This is a genomic window from Serpens gallinarum (assembly GCF_014836765.1).
Lineage (GTDB): Bacteria > Pseudomonadota > Gammaproteobacteria > Pseudomonadales > Pseudomonadaceae > Serpens > Serpens gallinarum.
In genome coordinates this window covers 93,834-111,840 of the sequence record NZ_JACSQG010000011.1, presented here as the reverse complement: position 1 = coordinate 111,840, position 18,007 = coordinate 93,834, and the positions used below count along the sequence as shown (strand labels likewise).

General features: G+C 62.4%; 17 protein-coding genes. 8 read left to right on the top strand and 9 right to left on the bottom strand.

Translation table 11 applies throughout. The annotated features are described in order from the left end of the window. A partial coding sequence (locus H9642_RS16165; protein ID WP_251837495.1) for a hypothetical protein occupies positions 1 to 196 on the top strand: 196 nt, incomplete at its 5' end. A gap of 118 nt (positions 197 to 314) precedes the next feature. Here H9642_RS16165 and H9642_RS16160 read toward each other — a convergent pair. Together H9642_RS16160 and H9642_RS16155 are read right to left on the bottom strand one after the other, a co-directional pair. Then, complete coding sequence (locus H9642_RS16160) at positions 315 to 1,895, bottom strand: GMC oxidoreductase (RefSeq protein WP_251837494.1); 1,581 nt, start codon at positions 1,893 to 1,895, stop codon at positions 315 to 317. Continuing rightward, complete coding sequence (locus H9642_RS16155; RefSeq protein ID WP_251837493.1) at positions 1,892 to 2,350, bottom strand: hypothetical protein; 459 nt, start codon at positions 2,348 to 2,350, stop codon at positions 1,892 to 1,894. The genes H9642_RS16160 and H9642_RS16155 overlap by 4 nt, the downstream gene beginning before the upstream one ends. A gap of 192 nt (positions 2,351 to 2,542) precedes the next feature. On the opposite strand from H9642_RS16155, the gene H9642_RS16150 reads away from it, so the two are divergent. Together H9642_RS16150 and H9642_RS16145 are read left to right on the top strand one after the other, a co-directional pair. Continuing rightward, a complete protein-coding gene (locus H9642_RS16150) occupies positions 2,543 to 4,624 on the top strand; it encodes a TonB-dependent receptor family protein (RefSeq protein ID WP_251837492.1) in 2,082 nt (693 codons plus the stop codon). Positions 4,625 to 4,698: 74 nt separating this feature from the next. Beyond that, positions 4,699 to 5,253 (top strand): REP-associated tyrosine transposase, encoded by a 555-nt coding sequence (locus H9642_RS16145; RefSeq protein WP_251837491.1) that lies wholly within the window; start codon positions 4,699 to 4,701, stop codon positions 5,251 to 5,253. A gap of 142 nt (positions 5,254 to 5,395) precedes the next feature. On the opposite strand, the gene H9642_RS16140 is transcribed toward H9642_RS16145, so the two are convergent. Together H9642_RS16140 and aptA are read right to left on the bottom strand one after the other, a co-directional pair. Beyond that, positions 5,396 to 6,892, bottom strand: a complete 1,497-nt coding sequence (locus H9642_RS16140; RefSeq protein ID WP_251837490.1) for a CoA-acylating methylmalonate-semialdehyde dehydrogenase — start codon at positions 6,890 to 6,892, stop codon at positions 5,396 to 5,398. Positions 6,893 to 7,024: 132 nt separating this feature from the next. Then, on the bottom strand, positions 7,025 to 8,371 hold the full coding sequence (aptA, locus tag H9642_RS16135) for an omega-aminotransferase AptA (RefSeq protein ID WP_251837489.1): 1,347 nt from the start codon (positions 8,369 to 8,371) through the stop codon (positions 7,025 to 7,027). Between the two features lie 175 nt (positions 8,372 to 8,546). Between aptA and H9642_RS16130 the strand changes: the two genes are divergently transcribed. From H9642_RS16130 to H9642_RS16115, 4 genes are all read left to right on the top strand, one after another. Then, positions 8,547 to 9,467 (top strand): LysR family transcriptional regulator, encoded by a 921-nt coding sequence (locus tag H9642_RS16130; RefSeq protein WP_251837488.1) that lies wholly within the window; start codon positions 8,547 to 8,549, stop codon positions 9,465 to 9,467. Between the two features lie 48 nt (positions 9,468 to 9,515). Beyond that, complete coding sequence (locus H9642_RS16125; protein WP_251837487.1) at positions 9,516 to 10,100, top strand: IMPACT family protein; 585 nt, start codon at positions 9,516 to 9,518, stop codon at positions 10,098 to 10,100. Positions 10,101 to 10,161: 61 nt separating this feature from the next. Continuing rightward, positions 10,162 to 10,839, top strand: coding sequence for an SDR family oxidoreductase (locus tag H9642_RS16120; RefSeq protein ID WP_251837486.1), 678 nt, complete (start codon positions 10,162 to 10,164; stop codon positions 10,837 to 10,839). A gap of 32 nt (positions 10,840 to 10,871) precedes the next feature. Next, entirely contained in the window at positions 10,872 to 11,819 is a 948-nt protein-coding gene (locus H9642_RS16115) for an adenosine deaminase (protein WP_251837485.1), read from the top strand. Positions 11,820 to 11,941: 122 nt separating this feature from the next. Here H9642_RS16115 and H9642_RS16110 read toward each other — a convergent pair whose 3' ends face one another. Continuing rightward, the gene (locus H9642_RS16110; RefSeq protein ID WP_286010379.1) at positions 11,942 to 12,826 is read right to left on the bottom strand and encodes an esterase/lipase family protein; all 885 of its coding nucleotides are present in this window, start codon (positions 12,824 to 12,826) and stop codon (positions 11,942 to 11,944) included. Positions 12,827 to 12,913: 87 nt separating this feature from the next. Next, positions 12,914 to 13,804: an AEC family transporter gene (locus tag H9642_RS16105; protein ID WP_251837484.1), complete on the bottom strand. Its 891-nt coding sequence runs from the start codon at positions 13,802 to 13,804 to the stop codon at positions 12,914 to 12,916. 190 nt (positions 13,805 to 13,994) lie between these two features. On the opposite strand from H9642_RS16105, the gene H9642_RS16100 reads away from it, so the two are divergent. Continuing rightward, positions 13,995 to 14,633 carry a TetR family transcriptional regulator gene (locus H9642_RS16100; protein WP_251837483.1) on the top strand — a complete coding sequence of 213 codons (639 nt, stop codon included), beginning with the start codon at positions 13,995 to 13,997 and terminating at the stop codon, positions 14,631 to 14,633. Between the two features lie 486 nt (positions 14,634 to 15,119). On the opposite strand, the gene H9642_RS16095 is transcribed toward H9642_RS16100, so the two are convergent. From H9642_RS16095 to livM, 3 genes are read right to left on the bottom strand one after another with little or no spacing between them, the layout of a single operon-like run. Beyond that, a complete protein-coding gene (locus H9642_RS16095; protein ID WP_251837482.1) occupies positions 15,120 to 15,857 on the bottom strand; it encodes an ABC transporter ATP-binding protein in 738 nt (245 codons plus the stop codon). Further along, positions 15,854 to 16,729, bottom strand: coding sequence for an ABC transporter ATP-binding protein (locus H9642_RS16090; protein ID WP_251837481.1), 876 nt, complete (start codon positions 16,727 to 16,729; stop codon positions 15,854 to 15,856). Before H9642_RS16090 ends, H9642_RS16095 begins: the two co-directional genes overlap by 4 nt. Next, positions 16,726 to 18,006 (bottom strand): high-affinity branched-chain amino acid ABC transporter permease LivM, encoded by a 1,281-nt coding sequence (gene livM, locus H9642_RS16085; RefSeq protein ID WP_251837480.1) that lies wholly within the window; start codon positions 18,004 to 18,006, stop codon positions 16,726 to 16,728. Before livM ends, H9642_RS16090 begins: the two co-directional genes overlap by 4 nt. Position 18,007 lies beyond the last annotated feature (1 nt).

The following is an 18,007-nucleotide window of genomic DNA, read 5'->3' as shown; positions in this document are numbered from 1 at the left end:
CAGCAGCCTTACTTGCCGTCAAGTTGTTTTTGAAGATTTTTTTCAACCTTCTCAACCACTTGCGCTACCGACCGAAGTAAACCCCAGCTCGGTAGCGGGAGGCGAATTCTACAGCAACCTGAGCCGCTGTCAACTCCAACCTCGCACCGCATTCGCTTCGAAAAGCGAACCTTCCGACACCCTTCAAACCACTTAACTCGTTGATCTACAAGGAGTTTTCAGTAAGGACTGCACCGGAAGTGGGGCGCATTATAGGCCGCTGGATTGTGCCGTCAACGGTTATTTGCAGTTTTATTGCAGATACCGTTAGGCGGCTATAACCCCTGAGCCAACTTACCGGCAAAGCGTTCTGCCAACGCCGTGATGGTCAGGCTGGGGTTGACCCCCACATTAACGGGGATGGCGCTGCCATCAACTACATACAAACCAGAATAGCCGAAGACTTCGTGGTTTTGGTCAATGACGCCTTGCTCCGGACCTACGGCCATCACCGCCCCGCCGAGCAGATGTGCCGTTACGGAGAGATTGGCCAGGCTTTCCGGCAAGACGTTCTGCGCATCCCCCTGGCTGACCTCCGCAAAAATGCGCGCAGCCGCATTGGCCTGGGGAAGATAGGAAGGAGCCCGATCCCCGACGGCAACCTCAGAAACCAATGAACGCCGCCCGCCGCGCAACAAGCTCCGACCATAGACAAAGCGAAGTTCATTGTCCGCCTGCTGCATTACCGTCAGCACGGAGACCCGCCGATGCCAGCCTTTGGCGCGCCAGCCAATCGTTGAACGAACAGGATGACGCAGGAACTGACCCACTACACCCAGAGCTCGGCGCCAGGGTCGTTCGCCATCCATTAACGGCCCCATATAGAAGCGCATGAAGTTATAGCTGGCCGGGAAACGGTTTTGCGTAATGTGGGTTTTCTCGTCCGGATGGAAGTGTGTCGAGATGGTTGTGCCCTGGGAGACATCCATAGCGCTGTCTTTGGCAAGGATGCTGACAATGGCCTCGCTGTTGGTGCGCACGTGCTCACCCAGCGCGCGGGAAATGTCCGGCAGCGTTTTATAGTGATCACGGGAGGCGAACAGGATTTCCAGGGTGCCGGTCACGCCAGCCGAGAGAATCACCCGACGCGCCCTGAGCGACTCCTGTGCCTGACGCTTCCAGGGGTGACGGCGATAAACCCGATACCCCTCCCCTTCTTCCTTTATATGCGTGACCCGAGACTCCGCAAGAATCTGCACGCCCAACTGCTCAGCCAGATAGAGGTAATTGTGGTCGAGGCTGTTCTTCGCACCCTGGGAGCAGCCGGTGATACAGCGACCGCACAGGTTGCAGCCGCGACGGGCCGGCCCCTGTCCATCCAGAAGGGGGTCGTCGGTAAAACGATGTGGATCACCAAAATAGATACCCTGCGGCACCGAGCCAAATGTATGCGCCGCGCCCATACGCTCCGCGGTGGTTTCCAACCACTCATCCTGAATGCCGCGATAGGGATTCACCGCCACGCCGAGTATGCGTTTGGCCGTGGCGTAATGCGGCGCCAGTTCGGCAGACCAATCGGGACTCAGCGCACTCCAGGTTGGATCGCGATAGAAGCGCTCCCCCGGCTCCAGCAACACGGCGGCATACACCAGACTGCCGCCGCCCACGCCGATGCCGCGCACCACACCCAAGTGACGATAAATATCCTGAGCCAGAAAGCCATAGCGCCTCAGCATCGGCGCCCAGGTCAGCGCTCTCGCGTCCTGACCTGCTCGCTCCAGATCCGCTTCCGTCACACGGCGCCCTTGCTCCAGCACGGCAACCTTCAGCCCCCGCTCGGCCATGCGCAACGCCGAAACGCTGCCGCCAAAGCCCGAACCCACAATCAGCACATCGAAGTCGAAGGGCTCGCTCATGATTCACGCTGCAACAGAAAGGGGAACGCCAGATGCCGCAATACCGGCAGATTGATCACCGTCATGCCCAACAGCGTGCCTTCATTCAGCACGCGCAGCTCATCAACGACCCAGCGCCATGGCAACACCGCGTCCTTGCCGTAGTGCAACGCCACACCCTGTCGTCCATCCACCAGTGACGCACCTTCCCGGCATTGCATCCGCAGCTTCTCTACGCTGCCGCTTGCCGTGCGCAGCACATTGGTCGCTGTATCCGCATCCAGGAAGCGCTTGCCCTGCCAGCCCGGCAAACCGCTCAGCGCAACGCTCGGCCCGGCACTGGCACGCAACCACCACGGGCCAATAAAGCAGGCGCGGAAAAATCCTTCCCGCACCTGGACCGGTGCAGGCTCCAATTCGTTGAACACCTGACGAATATGGCTCAGGGACGCTTTCGACAATCTATGAGCAGACATCACAGACTTCCCGTACTGGTAAACACAGGCAGGCATGTAAGCTGATATGCACCGGTTGCACAGTGGCCCAAAGCACACTCGTGACAGGACTAACCGAATATACAGGGACGTCTATCAGCGCCAAGCGGAACCGCAACTCCTTGCGCAAGTAGTCTATAACCAAGGTTCCGACGCGTTTACTCCGGCACTTACATGACGAAATCGATTTTCCATTCTTTGCTCGTCCTGCTCCTGCCCATCCCAGCCAGCGCCGAAACCCTGGAAATCGCCACCCCGCTGGTAGTCACCGGCAGCCGCCTGTCCACACCCAGCTTCGACCAGCCCTACTCCATCGACAGCGTCAACAGCCGCCAGATCAGCGAAGGTCAGTTGGGCATCAACGCTTCCGAAGCACTCAGCCGCGTTCCCGGCTTGGCCATCCAGAATCGCCAGAACTATGCCCAAGACCTGCAGATTTCCTCGCGGGGATTCGGCACCCGCTCGGCGTTTGGCGTACGCGGCATCAAATTGATCGCCGACGGCATCCCGGCCAGTACCCCAGACGGCCAGGGTCAGGCCGCCACCTTCAATCTGGACACCGCAGATCGCATCGAAGTATTACGCGGCCCCGCATCGACCCTGTATGGCAGCAATGCCGGCGGCGTTATCCAGGTGTTTTCCCGCGATGGCCGCGGCAGTCCGCGTGCGGGCGTCGAAACCCTGTTCGGCAGCGACGGCCTGACACGCAACCACTTCAGTGTGGAAGGCGAAACCGACGGCATCGGCTTCCTGCTCGACGCCTCGCGCCTGGACACCGACGGCTACCGCGACCACAGCGCCGCCCGTCGCGACCAGACGTTCGCCAAACTCAACCTTGCGCCGGACGACGACAGCACGCTGAACCTGGTCTTCAGCAGCCTGGAGCAAAACGACACCGAAGACCCGCTGGGCCAGACCTGGGTAGGCTATCGCGCCGATCCCCGTTCGGTGACCGCCAACGCGCTGCTCTACGACACACGCAAGAGCATCGACCACCAGCAACTGGGCAGCAATTACGAGCGCCGTTTCGGCGACGCCACCCTGCAGGCCACTGCCTACACCGGCCGGCGCAGCGTGCTGCAATTTCTGTCGATCCCCAAAGCCGTGCCCGCCAACGAGCGTGGCGGCGGGGTGGTGGACTTCGACCGCACCTTTTATGGCGGCAGCCTGCGCTGGTTACAGCCCCTGGAAAGTGCACCCGGCGACCTGCAACTGGTGTTCGGCCTGGACTACGACCGCAGTCGCGACGACCGCCAGGGCTACCAGAACTTCGTCGGCGACCAACTCGGCGTGAAAGGCGAACTGCGCCGCGACGAAATCGACACCGTCACCAGCCTCGACCCCTACGCCCAGGCCACGTGGAAACTAGGCGACTGGACCCTGCAGGGCGGCTTGCGCTACAGCACCGTGGAAATCGACATCGACGACCGCTTCATCACCGCCGACAACGGCGACGACAGCGGCCGGCGGCGTTTCGAGCAGGCCACGCCCACTCTGAGCCTCGGCTACGCCTTCAGCCCGACGCTCAATGGCTACATCAGTGTCGGCAAAGCCTTCGAGACGCCAACCCAGGGCGAACTGGCCTACGCCCCCGGTGGCGGCAGCGGCTCCAATCTGAATCTGGACCCGGCCACCAGCACGCAATACGAACTCGGCCTGAAAGCCCTGCTCGGCGAACGCGTGCGCATCAACGCCGCGCTGTTCCAGATCGACACTGACGATGAAATCGTCGTCTTCGCCAACCAGAACGGCCGCACCAGCTACCAGAACGCCGGCCGCACCCAACGCCGCGGGTTCGAGCTGGGCCTGGACAGCCAGCTCAGCGAGCACTGGTCGGCCTACCTCGCCTACACCTACCTGAGCGCCACCTACGCCTCGCGCTTCAACGCTGGCAACCTCTCTATAGAAGAAGGCAACGATTTACCCGGCGTACCGCGCACCACCCTTTACGGCGAACTCAACTGGCGTCCGCAAGACGGCATCAGCACCGCCCTTGAAGCCCAGTACCGCAGCCAGGTCTACACCGAAGACACCAACACCGCCAAAGCCGCGCCGAGCTATGCCGTGTTCCACTGGCGCGCGCGCCTCGAACAGCGAAGCGGGCCCTGGACCTTTCACCAGACCCTGCGCCTGGACAACCTGCTGGACCGCCAATACGTCGGTTCGGTGATCGTCGGCGACGGCAATGGCCGCTACTACGAAGCCGCACCGGGCCGCTCCTGGTATGCCGGCGCCGGGCTGGAGTTTCAGTTTTAACCATTCCGTAGGATGGGTTGAGCGCAGCGATACCTATCGTCTCTCACACCCATAATGCAAAGGACTGCATACCGATGACCGCCTACCGCCGCGACCACACACCCGGCGCCACCTGGTTCTTCACACTCAACCTCGCTGACCGCAACGCCACATTGCTCACTACGCACATCGAAAACCTGCGTAGCGCCTTCGTCTATGCCATGCACCGTCATCCATGGCGGATAGACGCCGTCGTCATCCTGCCCGATCACCTGCATGCGATCTGCACCCTGCCGGCGCACGATGCCGATTACCCCCTGCGTTGGCGACTGATCAAAGCGCATTTCTCGCGCAGCCTGCCAAAACACGAACACATTTCCGCCAGCCGCGCACGGCGAGGCGAGCGCGGCATCTGGCAGCGTCGCTATTGGGAACATCGCATTCGCGACGAAAAGGACTTCGTCCGACACGTGAATTACATCCACCACAATCCCCGAAAACATGGGCATGTCGAAAATCTTGCCGACTGGCCGTGGTCGTCTTTCCACCGCTATGTCCTGATGGGTTTGTTACCTGAGGATTGGGCAGGCGAAGGAATAGAGAATAATGCGGGTGAACGAAATGAACGGGGCTTGGCAAGGATCAATTGATGGGTATCGCTGCGCTCCACCCATCCTACGAATTCGAAGTTTCGGTCAGGATGTAGGATGGTGTTGAGCGCAGCGATACCCATCAAAGCTCCATGCAAAAAGGCCAGTCTCCGACCGGCCTGTTAGTTCACGCCCTTCTCACTTACCCATTGCTCGGAAACGCAAACTGCGCCGCTTCGTGGCTCGCCCGTTGCGGCCAGCGCTGGGTAATCGCCTTGCGCCGGGTGTAGAAGCGCACACCGTCCGGCCCGTAGGCGTGCAGGTCGCCGAACAGGGAGCGCTTCCAGCCGCCGAAGCTGTGGTAGGCAACGGGCACCGGCAGGGGGACGTTGACGCCGACCATGCCGACTTCGATTTCGTCGCAGAACAGCCGGGCGGCTTCGCCGTCGCGGGTGAAGATGCAGGTGCCGTTGCCGTATTCGTGGGCGTTGATCAATTGCATGGCGGCTTCCAGGCTGTCGACGCGGACGATGCACAGCACCGGGCCGAAGATTTCTTCTCGGTAGATGCGCATGTCCGGGGTGACGCCGTCGAACAGGCAGCCGCCAAGGAAGAAGCCGTCTTCATGCCCCGCTACGGACAAGCCACGACCGTCAACCACCAGTTCGGCGCCAGCGCGCACGCCGTCTTCGACGTAGCCGCTGACCTTGTCCAGGTGCTGGCGGGTCACCAGCGGGCCCATGTCCAGGCCGCAAGAGGTGCCCGCACCAACTTTCAACGCCTGAATCTGCGGCACCAGCTTGGCGACCAGCGCATCGGCGATCTGATCGCCCACGCACACCGCCACGGAGATGGCCATGCAGCGCTCGCCGCAGGAGCCGTAGGCCGCGCCCATCAGGGAGCTGACGGCATTGTCGAGATCAGCGTCGGGCATTAGCACCGCGTGGTTCTTGGCGCCGCCGAGGGCTTGCACGCGTTTGCCTCGTTTGGTGCCTTCGGCATAGATGTATTCGGCGATCGGCGTGGAGCCGACAAAGCTGACCGCTTTGATCTCTGGCGCTTCGAGCAGCGCGTCCACTGCGTCCTTGTCGCCGTGGACTACGTTGAGTACGCCCTTCGGCAGGCCGGCCTGGTTGAGCAGGTCGGCGATGTACAGCGCCGAGCTGGGGTCGCGTTCGGAAGGTTTGAGGATGAAGCAGTTGCCGCAGGCGATGGCCAGCGGGTACATCCACAGCGGTACCATGGCCGGGAAGTTGAACGGGGTGATGCCGGCGACCACGCCGAGCGGCTGTTGATCGCTCCAGGCGTCGATGTTCGGGCCCACGTTGCGGCTGTATTCGCCTTTGAGCAGTTCCGGCGCGCCGCAGGCGTATTCGACGTTTTCGATTCCGCGCTGCAACTCGCCCGCCGCGTCTTCAAGGGTCTTGCCGTGTTCTTCGCTGATCAGTTGGACGATGGCGTCCTTGTGTTGCTCCAGCAATTGCTTGAAGCGGAACATGACCTGGGCGCGCTTGGCCGGTGGGGTGTTGCGCCAGGCAGGAAAGGCCGCCTGGGCCGCGTCGATGGCTTGCTGCACGGTGGCGCGGTCGGCCAGCGCGACCTGGTGAATCGCCTGGCCGGTGGAAGGATTGAAGACGTCGGCGCTACGGCCTTGACCGGCGATACGCTCGCCGTTGATCAGGTGCGGGATGTGGCTCATGGGCACTCCATGTTCTGTTGCGAGACGTGTGGAATAACAACGCGGCATCCACCCGTAGATTCAGGCGGCACGGTGACGGCCCCATCGCGGACACGTCCGCTTCTACGAGTAGCCGCCGCACCGCGCTCCGTTTTAGCCGGTCTGATTCAGCGCCTCGCCGACGGCATTGAACAGGCTGTCCAGCTCCTCGGGCTTGGCGTTGAAGGTCGGGCCAAACTGCAGGCAATCGCCGCCAAAGCGCACGTAGAAGCCGGCCTGCCAGAGCTTCATCGCCGCCTCGAAGGGCCGCACGATGGCGTCGCCGTCGCGGGGGGCGATCTGGATGGCGCCGGCCAGCCCGCAGTTGCGGATATCCACCACGTTGTTCGCGCCCTGCAGACCGTGAATGGCCTGCTCGAAATACGGCGTCAGCTCGGCGGCCTGCTGCACCAGGTTTTCCCGCGCCAGGATTTCCAGCGAGGCAAGGCCGGCGGCGCACGCCACCGGGTGCGCCGAGTAGGTGTAGCCGTGGGGGAATTCCACCGCGTATTCTGGAATCTGCTGGCCCATGAAGGTCTGATAAATCTCACGGCTGGCAACCACTGCGCCCAGCGGCACGGCGCCGTTGGTGACCTGCTTGGCAATATTCATGATGTCCGGGGTGACGCCAAAATACTCCGCGCCGCTGTAGGCGCCGAGGCGGCCGAAGCCGGTGATCACCTCATCGAAGATCAGCAAGATGTTGTTGGCATCGCAGATTTCGCGCAGGCGTTGCAGGTAACCCGTCGGCGGCACGATCACGCCGGCCGAGCCGGACATCGGCTCGACGATCACCGCCGCGATATTCGAGGCGTCGTGCAGCTCGATCAGACGCAGCAGGTCATTGGCCAGTTCGACGCCGCCGGTCTCGGCCATGCCCTTGGTGAAGGCCAGGCCGGGCTGCAGGGTGTGCGGCAAATGGTCGGCATCCATCATCAGGCCGAAGCTCTTGCGGTTGCCGCCCATGCCGCCCAGCGCGGTGCCGGCGACGTTGACGCCGTGGTAGCCACGGGCGCGGCCGATCAGCTTGGTCTTGCTGGCCTGGCCTTTGATGCGCCAGTAGGCGCGGGCCATCTTGATGGCGGTGTCGGCGCACTCGGAGCCGGAGTTGGTGAAAAACACATGGTCGAGTTCACCGGGCAGGCGCTCGGCAATCTTCTCCGCCAACTGGAAGGACAGCGGATGGCCGTACTGAAAGCCCGGCGAATAATCGAGAGTGCCCAGTTGCTGACTGACCGCCGCCTGGATTTCCTTGCGCGAATGGCCGGCGCCGCAGGTCCAGAGTCCGGACAGGCTGTCGTAGATACGCCGCCCCTTGTCGTCCACCAGCCAGCTGCCTTCGGCGGCGACGATCAAGCGCGGATCGCGCTGGAAATTGCGGTTGGCGCTAAAGGGCATCCAGTGGGCGTCCAACTTGAGCTGGGCGGCCAGGGGCAACGGAGCGGTATGCGGCATGTTCATCGAGCGAGCCTCGCAGAATCGTGATTGTTGTTGTGGGTAGCGCGGGATTCACTATCCGACTGCCGCACGGGTCGCGAACCGCGTCGCCTCTACAGGGTAGACGTCGAAGGTGCCACGGGCTTAGATTCGGAAACAGCCAACTTTATGGATCTTCAGTTAAGGGATTACTAAACCAATGAACAGCCGCCGCACCGATCCTTTGGCCCAGGTCAGCGACTTCGATCTGCGCTTGCTGCGCGTGTTTTGCCGCGTAGCGGAGTGCGGCGGTTTTTCGGCTGCCGAAAGCGTACTGGGCATCGGCCGCTCGGCGATCAGTCAACAGATGAGTGATCTGGAGCAGCGCCTCGGCCTGCGCCTGTGTCAGCGTGGGCGCGCCGGTTTCGCCCTCACCGACGAGGGCCGCGAGGTGTATCGCGCCACCCAGCACCTGCTTGCCGCGCTGGAAGGTTTTCGAAGCGAGGTCAACGGCCTGCACCGGCAGTTGCGCGGCGAATTGAATATCGGCCTCACCGACAACCTGGTGACCGTGCCGCACATGCGCATCACCCACGCCCTGGCGCGCTTGAAGGAGCGCGGCCCGGACGTGCGCATCAATATCCGCATGGTCCCGCCCAGCGAAGTGGAGCAAGGCGTGCTCGACGGTCGTCTGCACATCGGCGTGGTGCCGCAGGCCGGCGCGCTGCCGGGCCTCGACTACCAGCCGCTCTACGGCGAGCGCTCACAGCTGTACTGTGCGGTCGGCCACCCGTTGTTCGACATCGACGAAGCGCAGCTCGACGATGCGCGCCTGGACAGCCAGGACGCCATTGCGCCAACCTTCCGCCTGCCGCCCCACGCCCAGGCCCATTACCGCGCCCTGCACTGCACGGCCAGCGCTTCGGACCGCGAGGGCATGGCGTTTCTGATCCTCACCGGGCACTACATCGGTTACCTGCCCGACCATTACGCCGAGCCCTGGGTGCGCGAAGGTCGGTTGCGCGCGTTGCAACCCGATGCGCGTTTTTATGAGCTGAGCCTTGCCTCGGTGACGCGCAAGGGCCGGCGCGCCCATTTGGTGCTGGAAGAGTTTCTCGCCGCATTGGCCACCGCCCACTAACCGAGCGCTCTGCCCTCTTTAAGCCCCTTTCAAAGAAAGACATTCGCCATGCCCTATACCCTCGCCGCGCCTTGCCAGTATCAGGAAGACATTCGCAAGAGCCGTTTTCTGGCCCTCGCCGCACCGGTCGCCAGCGCCGAAGAGGCCCAGGCGTTTATTGCCGCCCACAGCGAGCCCGCCGCCACGCACAACTGCTGGGCCTGGAAGGTCGGCGCGCAGTACCGCTTCAACGACGACGGCGAACCCGGCGGCACTGCGGGCCGGCCGATCCTGGCTGCCATCGAGGGCCAGGAGTGCGATCAGGTCGCGGTGCTGGTGATCCGCTGGTACGGCGGCATTCAGCTGGGCACCGGCGGCCTGGCCCGCGCCTACGGCGGCAGTGCGGCCAAGTGCCTGCAGGCCGGCGAACGTCTGGAATTGGTGCCGCGTATTGCCTTGAGCTGTCGCTGCGGATTCGCCGAACTGGCGCTGGTGCGCCAGCGCCTGGCCGAGGCGGATGGGGTGATCGAAACCGAGCAGTTCCTGGCCGACGGTGTGGAACTGCAGTTCGCCTTGCCTGCTCAGCAGCTCGAATCCGTCCAGCGCCAGTTGGCCGACCTCAGCCGGGGGCGCATCCATATACAACGTCGCTAAGCCTGTGCACGGGCAAGCACGTTATCCTTGTGGCAGTTTTCGCAGCATGAAGGTAGGCAACATGAGCAAGACCGCTTTGATCATTGGCGCATCCCGCGGCATCGGCCTGGGGTTGGCGCAGCGTTTTCTCGAGCAGGGCTGGAAGGTAATCGCCACCTACCGCAACACCAAAGGCCTGCTGCAATTGCAAAAGCTGCCGGGGGTGCGCGCCGAGCAACTCGATATCCTCGACCGCGTCAGCGTCGCGGCACTGGCCAGGCGCTTGCAGGACACTACGGTGGATGTGCTGCTGGTCAACGCCGGCGTATCGGGGCCGGCGCACCGTGAAGTGGAGCCGGCCACGCTGGAAGAGGTCGGCTCACTGTTCATGACCAACGCCATCGCTCCGCTGCAAGTTGCCGAGCGCTTGTTGCCGCTACTCAAGCCCGACGGTGTGCTGGGCTTCACCAGCTCGATCATGGGCAGCCGGGAGCTGGCAGTTGCGCAGCACCGCCTGTACAGCGCCAGCAAAGCGGCGCTCAACCATATGGTGCACAGTCTGGCGCAAAAGCTCGGCGCAGATTCGCGCCGCACCCTGCTCTGCCTGCACCCCGGCTGGGTACAAACCGACATGGGCGGCAACAGCGCACCGGTGGACCTGCTCACCAGCACGGAAGGCTTGTGCCGCGTGCTGCGCGAAGCCGAAGGCAAGGGCGGCCTGCATTTCCTGGATTACCAGGGCCAGGCCTTGCCCTGGTAAGCCTGCAACTACCTGTTTTGATGGAGCGACTCATGCATACCTGGCTCAATACCTTGCCCAAGGCCGAACTGCACCTGCATCTGGAGGGCTCGCTGGAGCCCGAACTGCTGTTCGCCCTGGCCGAGCGCAATAAAATCTCCCTGCCCTGGAGCGATGTGGACAGCCTGAGCCGCGCCTACGCTTTCAACAACCTGCAGGAATTCCTCGATCTCTATTACCAGGGCGCCGATGTGCTGCGCACCGAACAGGACTTCTACGACCTGACCTGGGCCTACCTGCAAAAATGCCAAGCCCAGCGCGTCGTGCACACCGAGCCCTTCTTTGACCCGCAGACCCATACCGATCGCGGCATTCCCTTCGAGGTGGTGGTGAACGGCATCGGCCAGGCCCTCAAGGACGGTCGCGGTCAACTGGGCATCCAAAGCGGGCTGATCCTCAGTTTCCTGCGCCACCTGTCCGAGGAGGAAGCGTTCAAGACACTGGAGCAGGCCATGCCCTACCGCGACGCCTTTATCGCCGTGGGTCTGGACAGCTCCGAGCTGGGCCATCCGCCGTCCAAGTTCGAGCGGGTATTCGCCAAGGCGCGCGCCGAAGGCTTGCCGGCGGTGTGCCACGCCGGGGAGGAAGGCCCGCCGGAGTACATCAGGCAGGCGCTGGACCTCCTCAAGGCCAAGCGCATCGACCATGGCGTACGCGCCGCCGAAGACCCGCGCCTGCTACAGCGACTGATTGATGAGCAAATCCCACTCACCGTCTGTCCGCTGTCGAACATCAAGCTGCGGGTGTTCGACGACATGGCCCAGCACAATATCCTCGACCTGCTGGAAATGGGTGTGAAGGTCACGGTCAACTCTGACGATCCGGCGTATTTCGGCGGCTATGTCACGGAGAACTTCATCGCCCTGCACGACAGCCTGGGCATGACCCGCGAGCAGGCCCAACGTCTGGCCCGAAACAGCCTGGAGTCGCGGCTGGTCTAATGCCCAGCGCGTGGGATGGGTTGAGGCGCAGGTAGGCGCATGCAGAAGATACCCAGTGGCTCCGCGCCGATACCCATCAATGGCAAGACAACATGATGGGTATCGCTGCGCTCCACGCCATCCTACAACCCGGCTTCAGCCAGACGCCGGGCATGCTCCACATAGACCGCGACCGGGTCGACTCCCGGCCCCACCGCGCCGAGTTGCTGGTTGACGATGTCCAGGTGGTCGAACGGGTAATCGGAGCGAATCACCTGCCCCAGGTGCGAGCTGAAACGACCAACCATGCCATCGTTCTGCCCCGCCTCGCGCACGAAGCAACGTGAAAACAGCCGACACAGGCGCTGGCTGGGGTCGAAACGGTTGCGCCCCTGGTCGGTAATCCCCGGCTGCAGCGTGCCGGACCAGGAGTAATAGCGCACGCCGTCTACTTCATGCTCGCCCTCACCGCCCCAGAGTGCCGGCAGGCCCTGTGGATAACGCGCGTTGAACGCCGCCACCCCTTCGCTGCCCAGATCCTGCAACGATTCCAGGGCGTCGCGCGGCAGCACCCTGTCATCAGCGGCAGAATCCAGCCCTTGCATGACCAACGCCAGCCCCTGGGTGATGTTCGCCAGCCAGCGCCGCGGACGTCCGCCCGGCTGCAGGTGAAGCTGCAGATAGTCGGCCACCTCCGAACCCTGGTTCGGCCCGGCCACCGAGGTGACCGACGCCACCCACTGCGGACGCAGCGCCGCTACATAACGCGCGCTCAGCGCACCCTGACTGTGACCGATCAGGTGCACCCGCTCGGCACCCAACTCGGCGCGGAGCGCTTCGACCTGGGCCAGCAATTGCTCGCCACGCACCGTGTTGCCATGTACCGCCGACAGACGCACCGCATGCACCGTGGCGCCGGCGGCACGCAGCGCGGTATCGATGCCGTACCAGTAGGAATAACCGGCCAGGCTTACGAAGCCGAGCATGCCGTGCACCAACACCAGCGGATAACGGGGCGCGAGGTTCATGGCGATGTCCTGTGTGATCGGATTCAGTTCAGACTCATTCTGGCTGATGTGTCCGGAAACGCAGCCGCATCCGCCTGACACTCTTTATCACAGCACCATCATCCACAGCGGCAGACTGGCCGCCGCCAGCAGGGTCGACAGGCACACAGTTGAGCTCACCGTGCGGCTGTCCTCCGGAGTACGCACGAAGGCCAGCACATTGACTCCCGTCGGGCAGGCAGCCATCAATACCAACACCGCGCGTGCCGTGTCGTTGAGCCCCAGCCAAGCCGCCAACAGATACACCGCCACGGGAAATACCGCGAGCTTCACCAGGGTCAGTCCCAGCACACCACGGGACAAATGCAGGCTGTACCGCGCCAGACTCATGCCCAGCACCATGAGGGCGCACGGCAAGGCTGCGGCCGACAGCCAGCTGGCCAGTTTCCACAACGGCTCGGGCATAGCCAGGCCGGACAGGTTGACCAGAGCACCGAGCAGCAGGCCGATGATCACCGGATTGGCCAGGTTCTTCAGCAGCGCCAGCGGCTGTATTTTTTCACCGCTGCCGAAGGCCGCATACAGACTGTGCAGGGAAAACAGCAACAGGCTGTGGAACACCAGCACTGCGAACAGATACACCAGGCTGTCCGTACCCAGCACCGTGGCCACCAGCGGAATGCCGATCAGCACGTTATTGGAATAGGCAGCCGTCAGGCCCAGCGGCGAGGCCTTGCCACGACGCAGGTGCACCAGCAGGTTGACCACTATGAACACCAGCAGCACCGGCAGGAAATAACCGATCAGCAGGTTTGGCGACAGCCCCTGGGCCAATTCGGCCTTGGCAATGCCGGTAAATAACAGCACGGGCATGAACAGCTTGAAGGTCAGGCTGGCCAGCCCGGTGGCCGCCTCGCCACTCAGCCAGCGGCGCCGGCCGATTACATAACCCAGGATTACCAACAGGAAAATCGGCAGAATTGCCTGCACCGCCACCATAATCGCGCACTCCGACTACTAAGGCGCAAAAGCGCGCCACAGAGGCGATGGAGCATACTCAAGGGCCACTCACCTGGCGATGGGAAAAAAAGCTGCGACTTGGTCAAAAGCTATCAGCCGCATCCCATGGCTTGCGAGGAACCATCAACCGCCCCTAGAGTGCAGCCTGTTATCCCGACACGCCTTTGCCATGCCCTTACCTCGTACCGCACAGAAGCAACAGACCCGCCAAGCCCTGATGGACGCTGCCCGCGAGCTCATGGACAGCAATCGCGGTTTTGGCAGCTTGAGCCTACGCGAAGTCGCGCGCCGCGCCGGTATCGTGCCGACCGGCTTTTACCGTCACTTCGCCGATATGGACGAACTGGGCCTGGCGCTGGTTGCCGAAGTCGGCGAAACCTTCCGCGACACCCTGCGCCGGGTCCGCCACAACGAGTTCGAGCAGAACGGCCTGATCGAAGCGAGCACACGCATTTTCCTTGATGCGGTTGCTATCAACCGCGTTCAATTTCTGTTTCTGGCCCGCGAGCAGTACGGCGGCTCCCTGCCGATCCGCCAGGCCATTGCCACCCTGCGCCAATGCATTACCGACGATTTGTGCGCCGATTTACAGTTGATGAACCGCATGCCGCACCTGGACGTGCCGGCCATTGAGGTGGTCTCCGACCTGGTGGTGAAAACCGTGTTCGCCACCTTGCCGGAACTCATCGATCCGCCACCTGCCGGCCTGCCCGCTCACCTGAGCCCCGAAGCGAAGATCACCCAGCAGCTGCGTTTCATCATGGTGGGCGGCCGGCATTGGCTCGGCCCGGGGCGCGCCAAACCCTGAGCATCCCAGGCGTGTCCCGGCCCGATGAAGAGAAAAAATTGTCCGCAGTCATGGTAATGGCACGAAGATAGCAACGATGATAGTGCTGCTAATGGATTAGCACCCGGTCAGCTCGTCGGCACCATCCGCCCGGCGAGCTGACCATCCTTTTTTGCCAACGGTCAAAAAGCGATCAGCCGCGCCAAAGCCTGATTCAATGCCGCCCCGGCACGCTTACCCCACACTTACTCACCGTTTTATCCACCGCTTAGGTGGACAACTCCAGCTGCTCTCAAAACGTCATGAACGCTGCCAAGTGCTTGATATGTGCTGGTTTTTTGATTGAACAAAAAAGCAACAAAGCGCTGAAAGGCCGATAGGACAAGGATTTGCGCCGTTTATTCTCATGTTATGCACAGATGCGCCCACAGAATCGCTGAACAACTATGACAATCCCATGACAGGCTGCCCCCTCAGTCAGGTGGTGACGCATTCCGTCACTTGGACTCAATGCCCTCCGAGATAGGCATTGCGCACTTCCTCATTGCCCAGCAGTTCAGCACCGCTACCGCTCAGGCGGATCTGCCCGTTGGCCATGACATAACCGCGATCAGACAGTTTCAGCGCATGGTTGGCGTTCTGCTCGACCAGAAAGATGGTCATGCCGCCTTCCGCCAGATCGCGCAGGATCTGAAAGATCTGCTTGACCACAATCGGTGCCAGTCCCAGCGACGGCTCGTCGAGCAGCAGCAGTTTCGGTCGGCTCATCAGCGCGCGGGCGATGGCGAGCATTTGCTGCTCGCCGCCGGAGAGCGTCATGGCGCGCTGATTACGCCGCTCCTTGAGGCGCGGAAACAACTCGAACATGCGCTGCATGTCTTCATCGGCATGGGCCAGACCGATGGGAATGGTGCCCATCAGCAGGTTTTCCTCAACGTTCATGTCGGGAAATACGCGGCGCCCCTCCGGAGATTGGGCAATACCACTGGAGGCCACGAAGTGCGACGATTTGTGGGTAATGTCCTGGCCGCGAAACAGAATCTGTCCCGCAGCTGCCCGCGGCTGGCCGAAGATCGACATCAACAGCGTCGATTTGCCCGCGCCGTTGGCGCCGATCAGGCACACCGTCTCGCCCTCACCGACCTGCAGGCTGACGCCACGCAGAGCCTGGATCGGACCGTAGAACACGTCCACCTCACGGAATTCGAGCAGCGGAATTCTGGGGGCTGGTCCTTGGACGCTCATACCACCTCCTCCTCGTCAGCGCCCAGATAAGCGGCAATCACTTTGGGGTCATGGCGGATATCCTGCGGCCTGCCTTGGGCGATTACATCGCCGTGGTCCAGCACCACGATGTAATCCGAGATGCTCATGACCATGCCCATGTCATGCTCGATAAGCAGTACCGTAAGATCGTGCTCGTCGCGCAGGGTACGGATGATGCGACTCAAGGCGACGGTTTCCGGCGGGTTGAGACCCGCTGCCGGCTCGTCCAGGCAGATCAGTTGCGGGCGCGTACACAGGGCGCGGGCAATCTCCAGGCGCCGCTGCTGACCGTAGGACAGCTCGCCGGCCAGGCGATTGGCACAGTCCACCAGGTCGACCACCTCCAGCCAGTAGAAGGCGTGGTTCAGCGCGTCTTCTTCAGACTGGCGAAACCTCGGAGTCTGGAACACGCCGGCCAGCAGGCCACGGTTCAGCCACATGTGCTGGGCCACCAACAAGTTTTCCACCACGGACATTTCACGGAACAGGCGAATGTTCTGAAACGTGCGCGCCAGCCCGGCGCGGTTGACCAGGTGGGTACCGCCAAACAGCTTGTACCAGAGCCGACTACCCAGCTGGCGCGGCGACACGAAATCGCTCAGGCGAAAGGGCTCGCCCAGCACCTGGATAACATCCGTCTGGCTGCCCCGTGCGTTAAGTTGGATACGCCCGCCGGTGGCCTTGTAAAAACCGGTCAGACAGTTGAACACTGTGGTCTTGCCGGCGCCGTTAGGGCCGATCAGCGCCGAGATGCTGCCGCGCTGGATGTTCAGGCTGACATCGTTGAGGGCCTTGATGCCGCCAAAGCGCATCATCAGATGCTCGACGCTGAGAATGTAATCGTCGCTCATGGCGCTACTCCCTTGCGCGGAACGAAACCACGCCGGCTGATCCGAATCAGCCCACGCGGTCGCCAGATCATCATCGCCACCATGAGCATGCCAAACAGCAGCACCCGGTAGTCGGCAAAACTGCGCAGCAGCTCCGGCGCCACCGTGAGCACGAACGCAGCGATCACCACGCCGACCGTCGAGCCCATGCCGCCGAGCACTACGATGGCAAGGATCAGGGCCGACTCGAAGAAGGTGAACGACGAGGGATTGACGAAGCCCTGATAGCTGGCGAAGAACACCCCGGCCAGGCCTGCGGTGGAAGCGCCGAGCATGAAGGCCGAGAGTTTGACCAACACATGGTTGAGGCCCAGCGAGCGGCAGGCCACTTCGTCCTCGCGCAGCGCCTCCCACGCGCGGCCGACTGGCATGTGGGTCAGGCGGTGCTTGATGTACAGCACCAGAATCACCACCAGGAACAGCATGAGGTAGATGAACAAGAATTTGAGATTGGGGTTATAGGCGAAACCGAAATACTCATGGATCGGCACCCCGCCCTCCTTAGCCCGCCGCCCGAACTCCAGACCCAGCACTGTGGGCGCCGGCACCGACATGCCATTTGGCCCACCTGTGAAGCTCAGCCAGTTATTCAGCACCAGGCGAATGATTTCACCGAAGCCCAGGGTGACGATGGCCAGGTAGTCGCCATGCATGCGCAGCACCGGAAACCCCAGCAGCATACCGGCGAACGCCGCCAGCAAGGCACCCAGCGGCAACATGCTCCAGAAGCCCAGCCCGAGGTATTCATACCCCAGCGCCAGGCCGTAGGCACCGATGGCATAGAAGGCCACAAACCCCAGGTCGAGCAATCCTGCCAGGCCAACCACGATGTTCAGGCCCAGGCCGAGCAGCACGTAGATCAGCCCAAGGATCACCACTGTGAGCAGGTATTTGCTGGCGAAGAACGGGAAGACAAATGCCGCCAGCAGCAGCAACGGGATGATCCAGCGCAGTTGCGTCTTGTAGTCGGGCGCCCGCACGGACACGCCGGAACCAGCGCTCCGGAACCGTTCGATCAAGGCCCGACCATGGGCCGTTTGCGCATACAGGCTGATGCACAAGCGACCGAGCATCACCGCACCGACCAGCATGGCGACCCGTTCTGGCTGCAGGCGGAAGGCATAACCATCGAGCAGCACACCGACAATAGGGCCGAAGACGATCAGCGCGAGCAGCCCGGCCAGCAGGGTGTCGAGCAGGGTTTCCTTGAGGTCCACCGAAGTCGCGTTACGGCTCATG

Coding starts and splice junctions, on each gene's coding strand:
- H9642_RS16160 (WP_251837494.1), bottom strand. CDS start 1,895: ATGAGCGAGCCCTTCGACTTCGATGTGCTGATTGTGGGTTCGGGCTTT.
- H9642_RS16110 (WP_286010379.1), bottom strand. CDS start 12,826: ATGAACCTCGCGCCCCGTTATCCGCTGGTGTTGGTGCACGGCATGCTC.
- H9642_RS16125 (WP_251837487.1), top strand. CDS start 9,516: ATGCCCTATACCCTCGCCGCGCCTTGCCAGTATCAGGAAGACATTCGC.
- H9642_RS16095 (WP_251837482.1), bottom strand. CDS start 15,857: ATGAGCGTCCAAGGACCAGCCCCCAGAATTCCGCTGCTCGAATTCCGT.
- H9642_RS16130 (WP_251837488.1), top strand. CDS start 8,547: ATGAACAGCCGCCGCACCGATCCTTTGGCCCAGGTCAGCGACTTCGAT.
- H9642_RS16140 (WP_251837490.1), bottom strand. CDS start 6,892: ATGAGCCACATCCCGCACCTGATCAACGGCGAGCGTATCGCCGGTCAA.
- H9642_RS16150 (WP_251837492.1), top strand. CDS start 2,543: ATGACGAAATCGATTTTCCATTCTTTGCTCGTCCTGCTCCTGCCCATC.
- H9642_RS16145 (WP_251837491.1), top strand. CDS start 4,699: ATGACCGCCTACCGCCGCGACCACACACCCGGCGCCACCTGGTTCTTC.
- H9642_RS16100 (WP_251837483.1), top strand. CDS start 13,995: ATGCCCTTACCTCGTACCGCACAGAAGCAACAGACCCGCCAAGCCCTG.
- H9642_RS16155 (WP_251837493.1), bottom strand. CDS start 2,350: ATGTCTGCTCATAGATTGTCGAAAGCGTCCCTGAGCCATATTCGTCAG.
- H9642_RS16105 (WP_251837484.1), bottom strand. CDS start 13,804: ATGGTGGCGGTGCAGGCAATTCTGCCGATTTTCCTGTTGGTAATCCTG.
- H9642_RS16120 (WP_251837486.1), top strand. CDS start 10,162: ATGAGCAAGACCGCTTTGATCATTGGCGCATCCCGCGGCATCGGCCTG.
- H9642_RS16090 (WP_251837481.1), bottom strand. CDS start 16,729: ATGAGCGACGATTACATTCTCAGCGTCGAGCATCTGATGATGCGCTTT.
- H9642_RS16115 (WP_251837485.1), top strand. CDS start 10,872: ATGCATACCTGGCTCAATACCTTGCCCAAGGCCGAACTGCACCTGCAT.
- livM (WP_251837480.1), bottom strand. CDS start 18,006: ATGAGCCGTAACGCGACTTCGGTGGACCTCAAGGAAACCCTGCTCGAC.
- aptA (WP_251837489.1), bottom strand. CDS start 8,371: ATGAACATGCCGCATACCGCTCCGTTGCCCCTGGCCGCCCAGCTCAAG.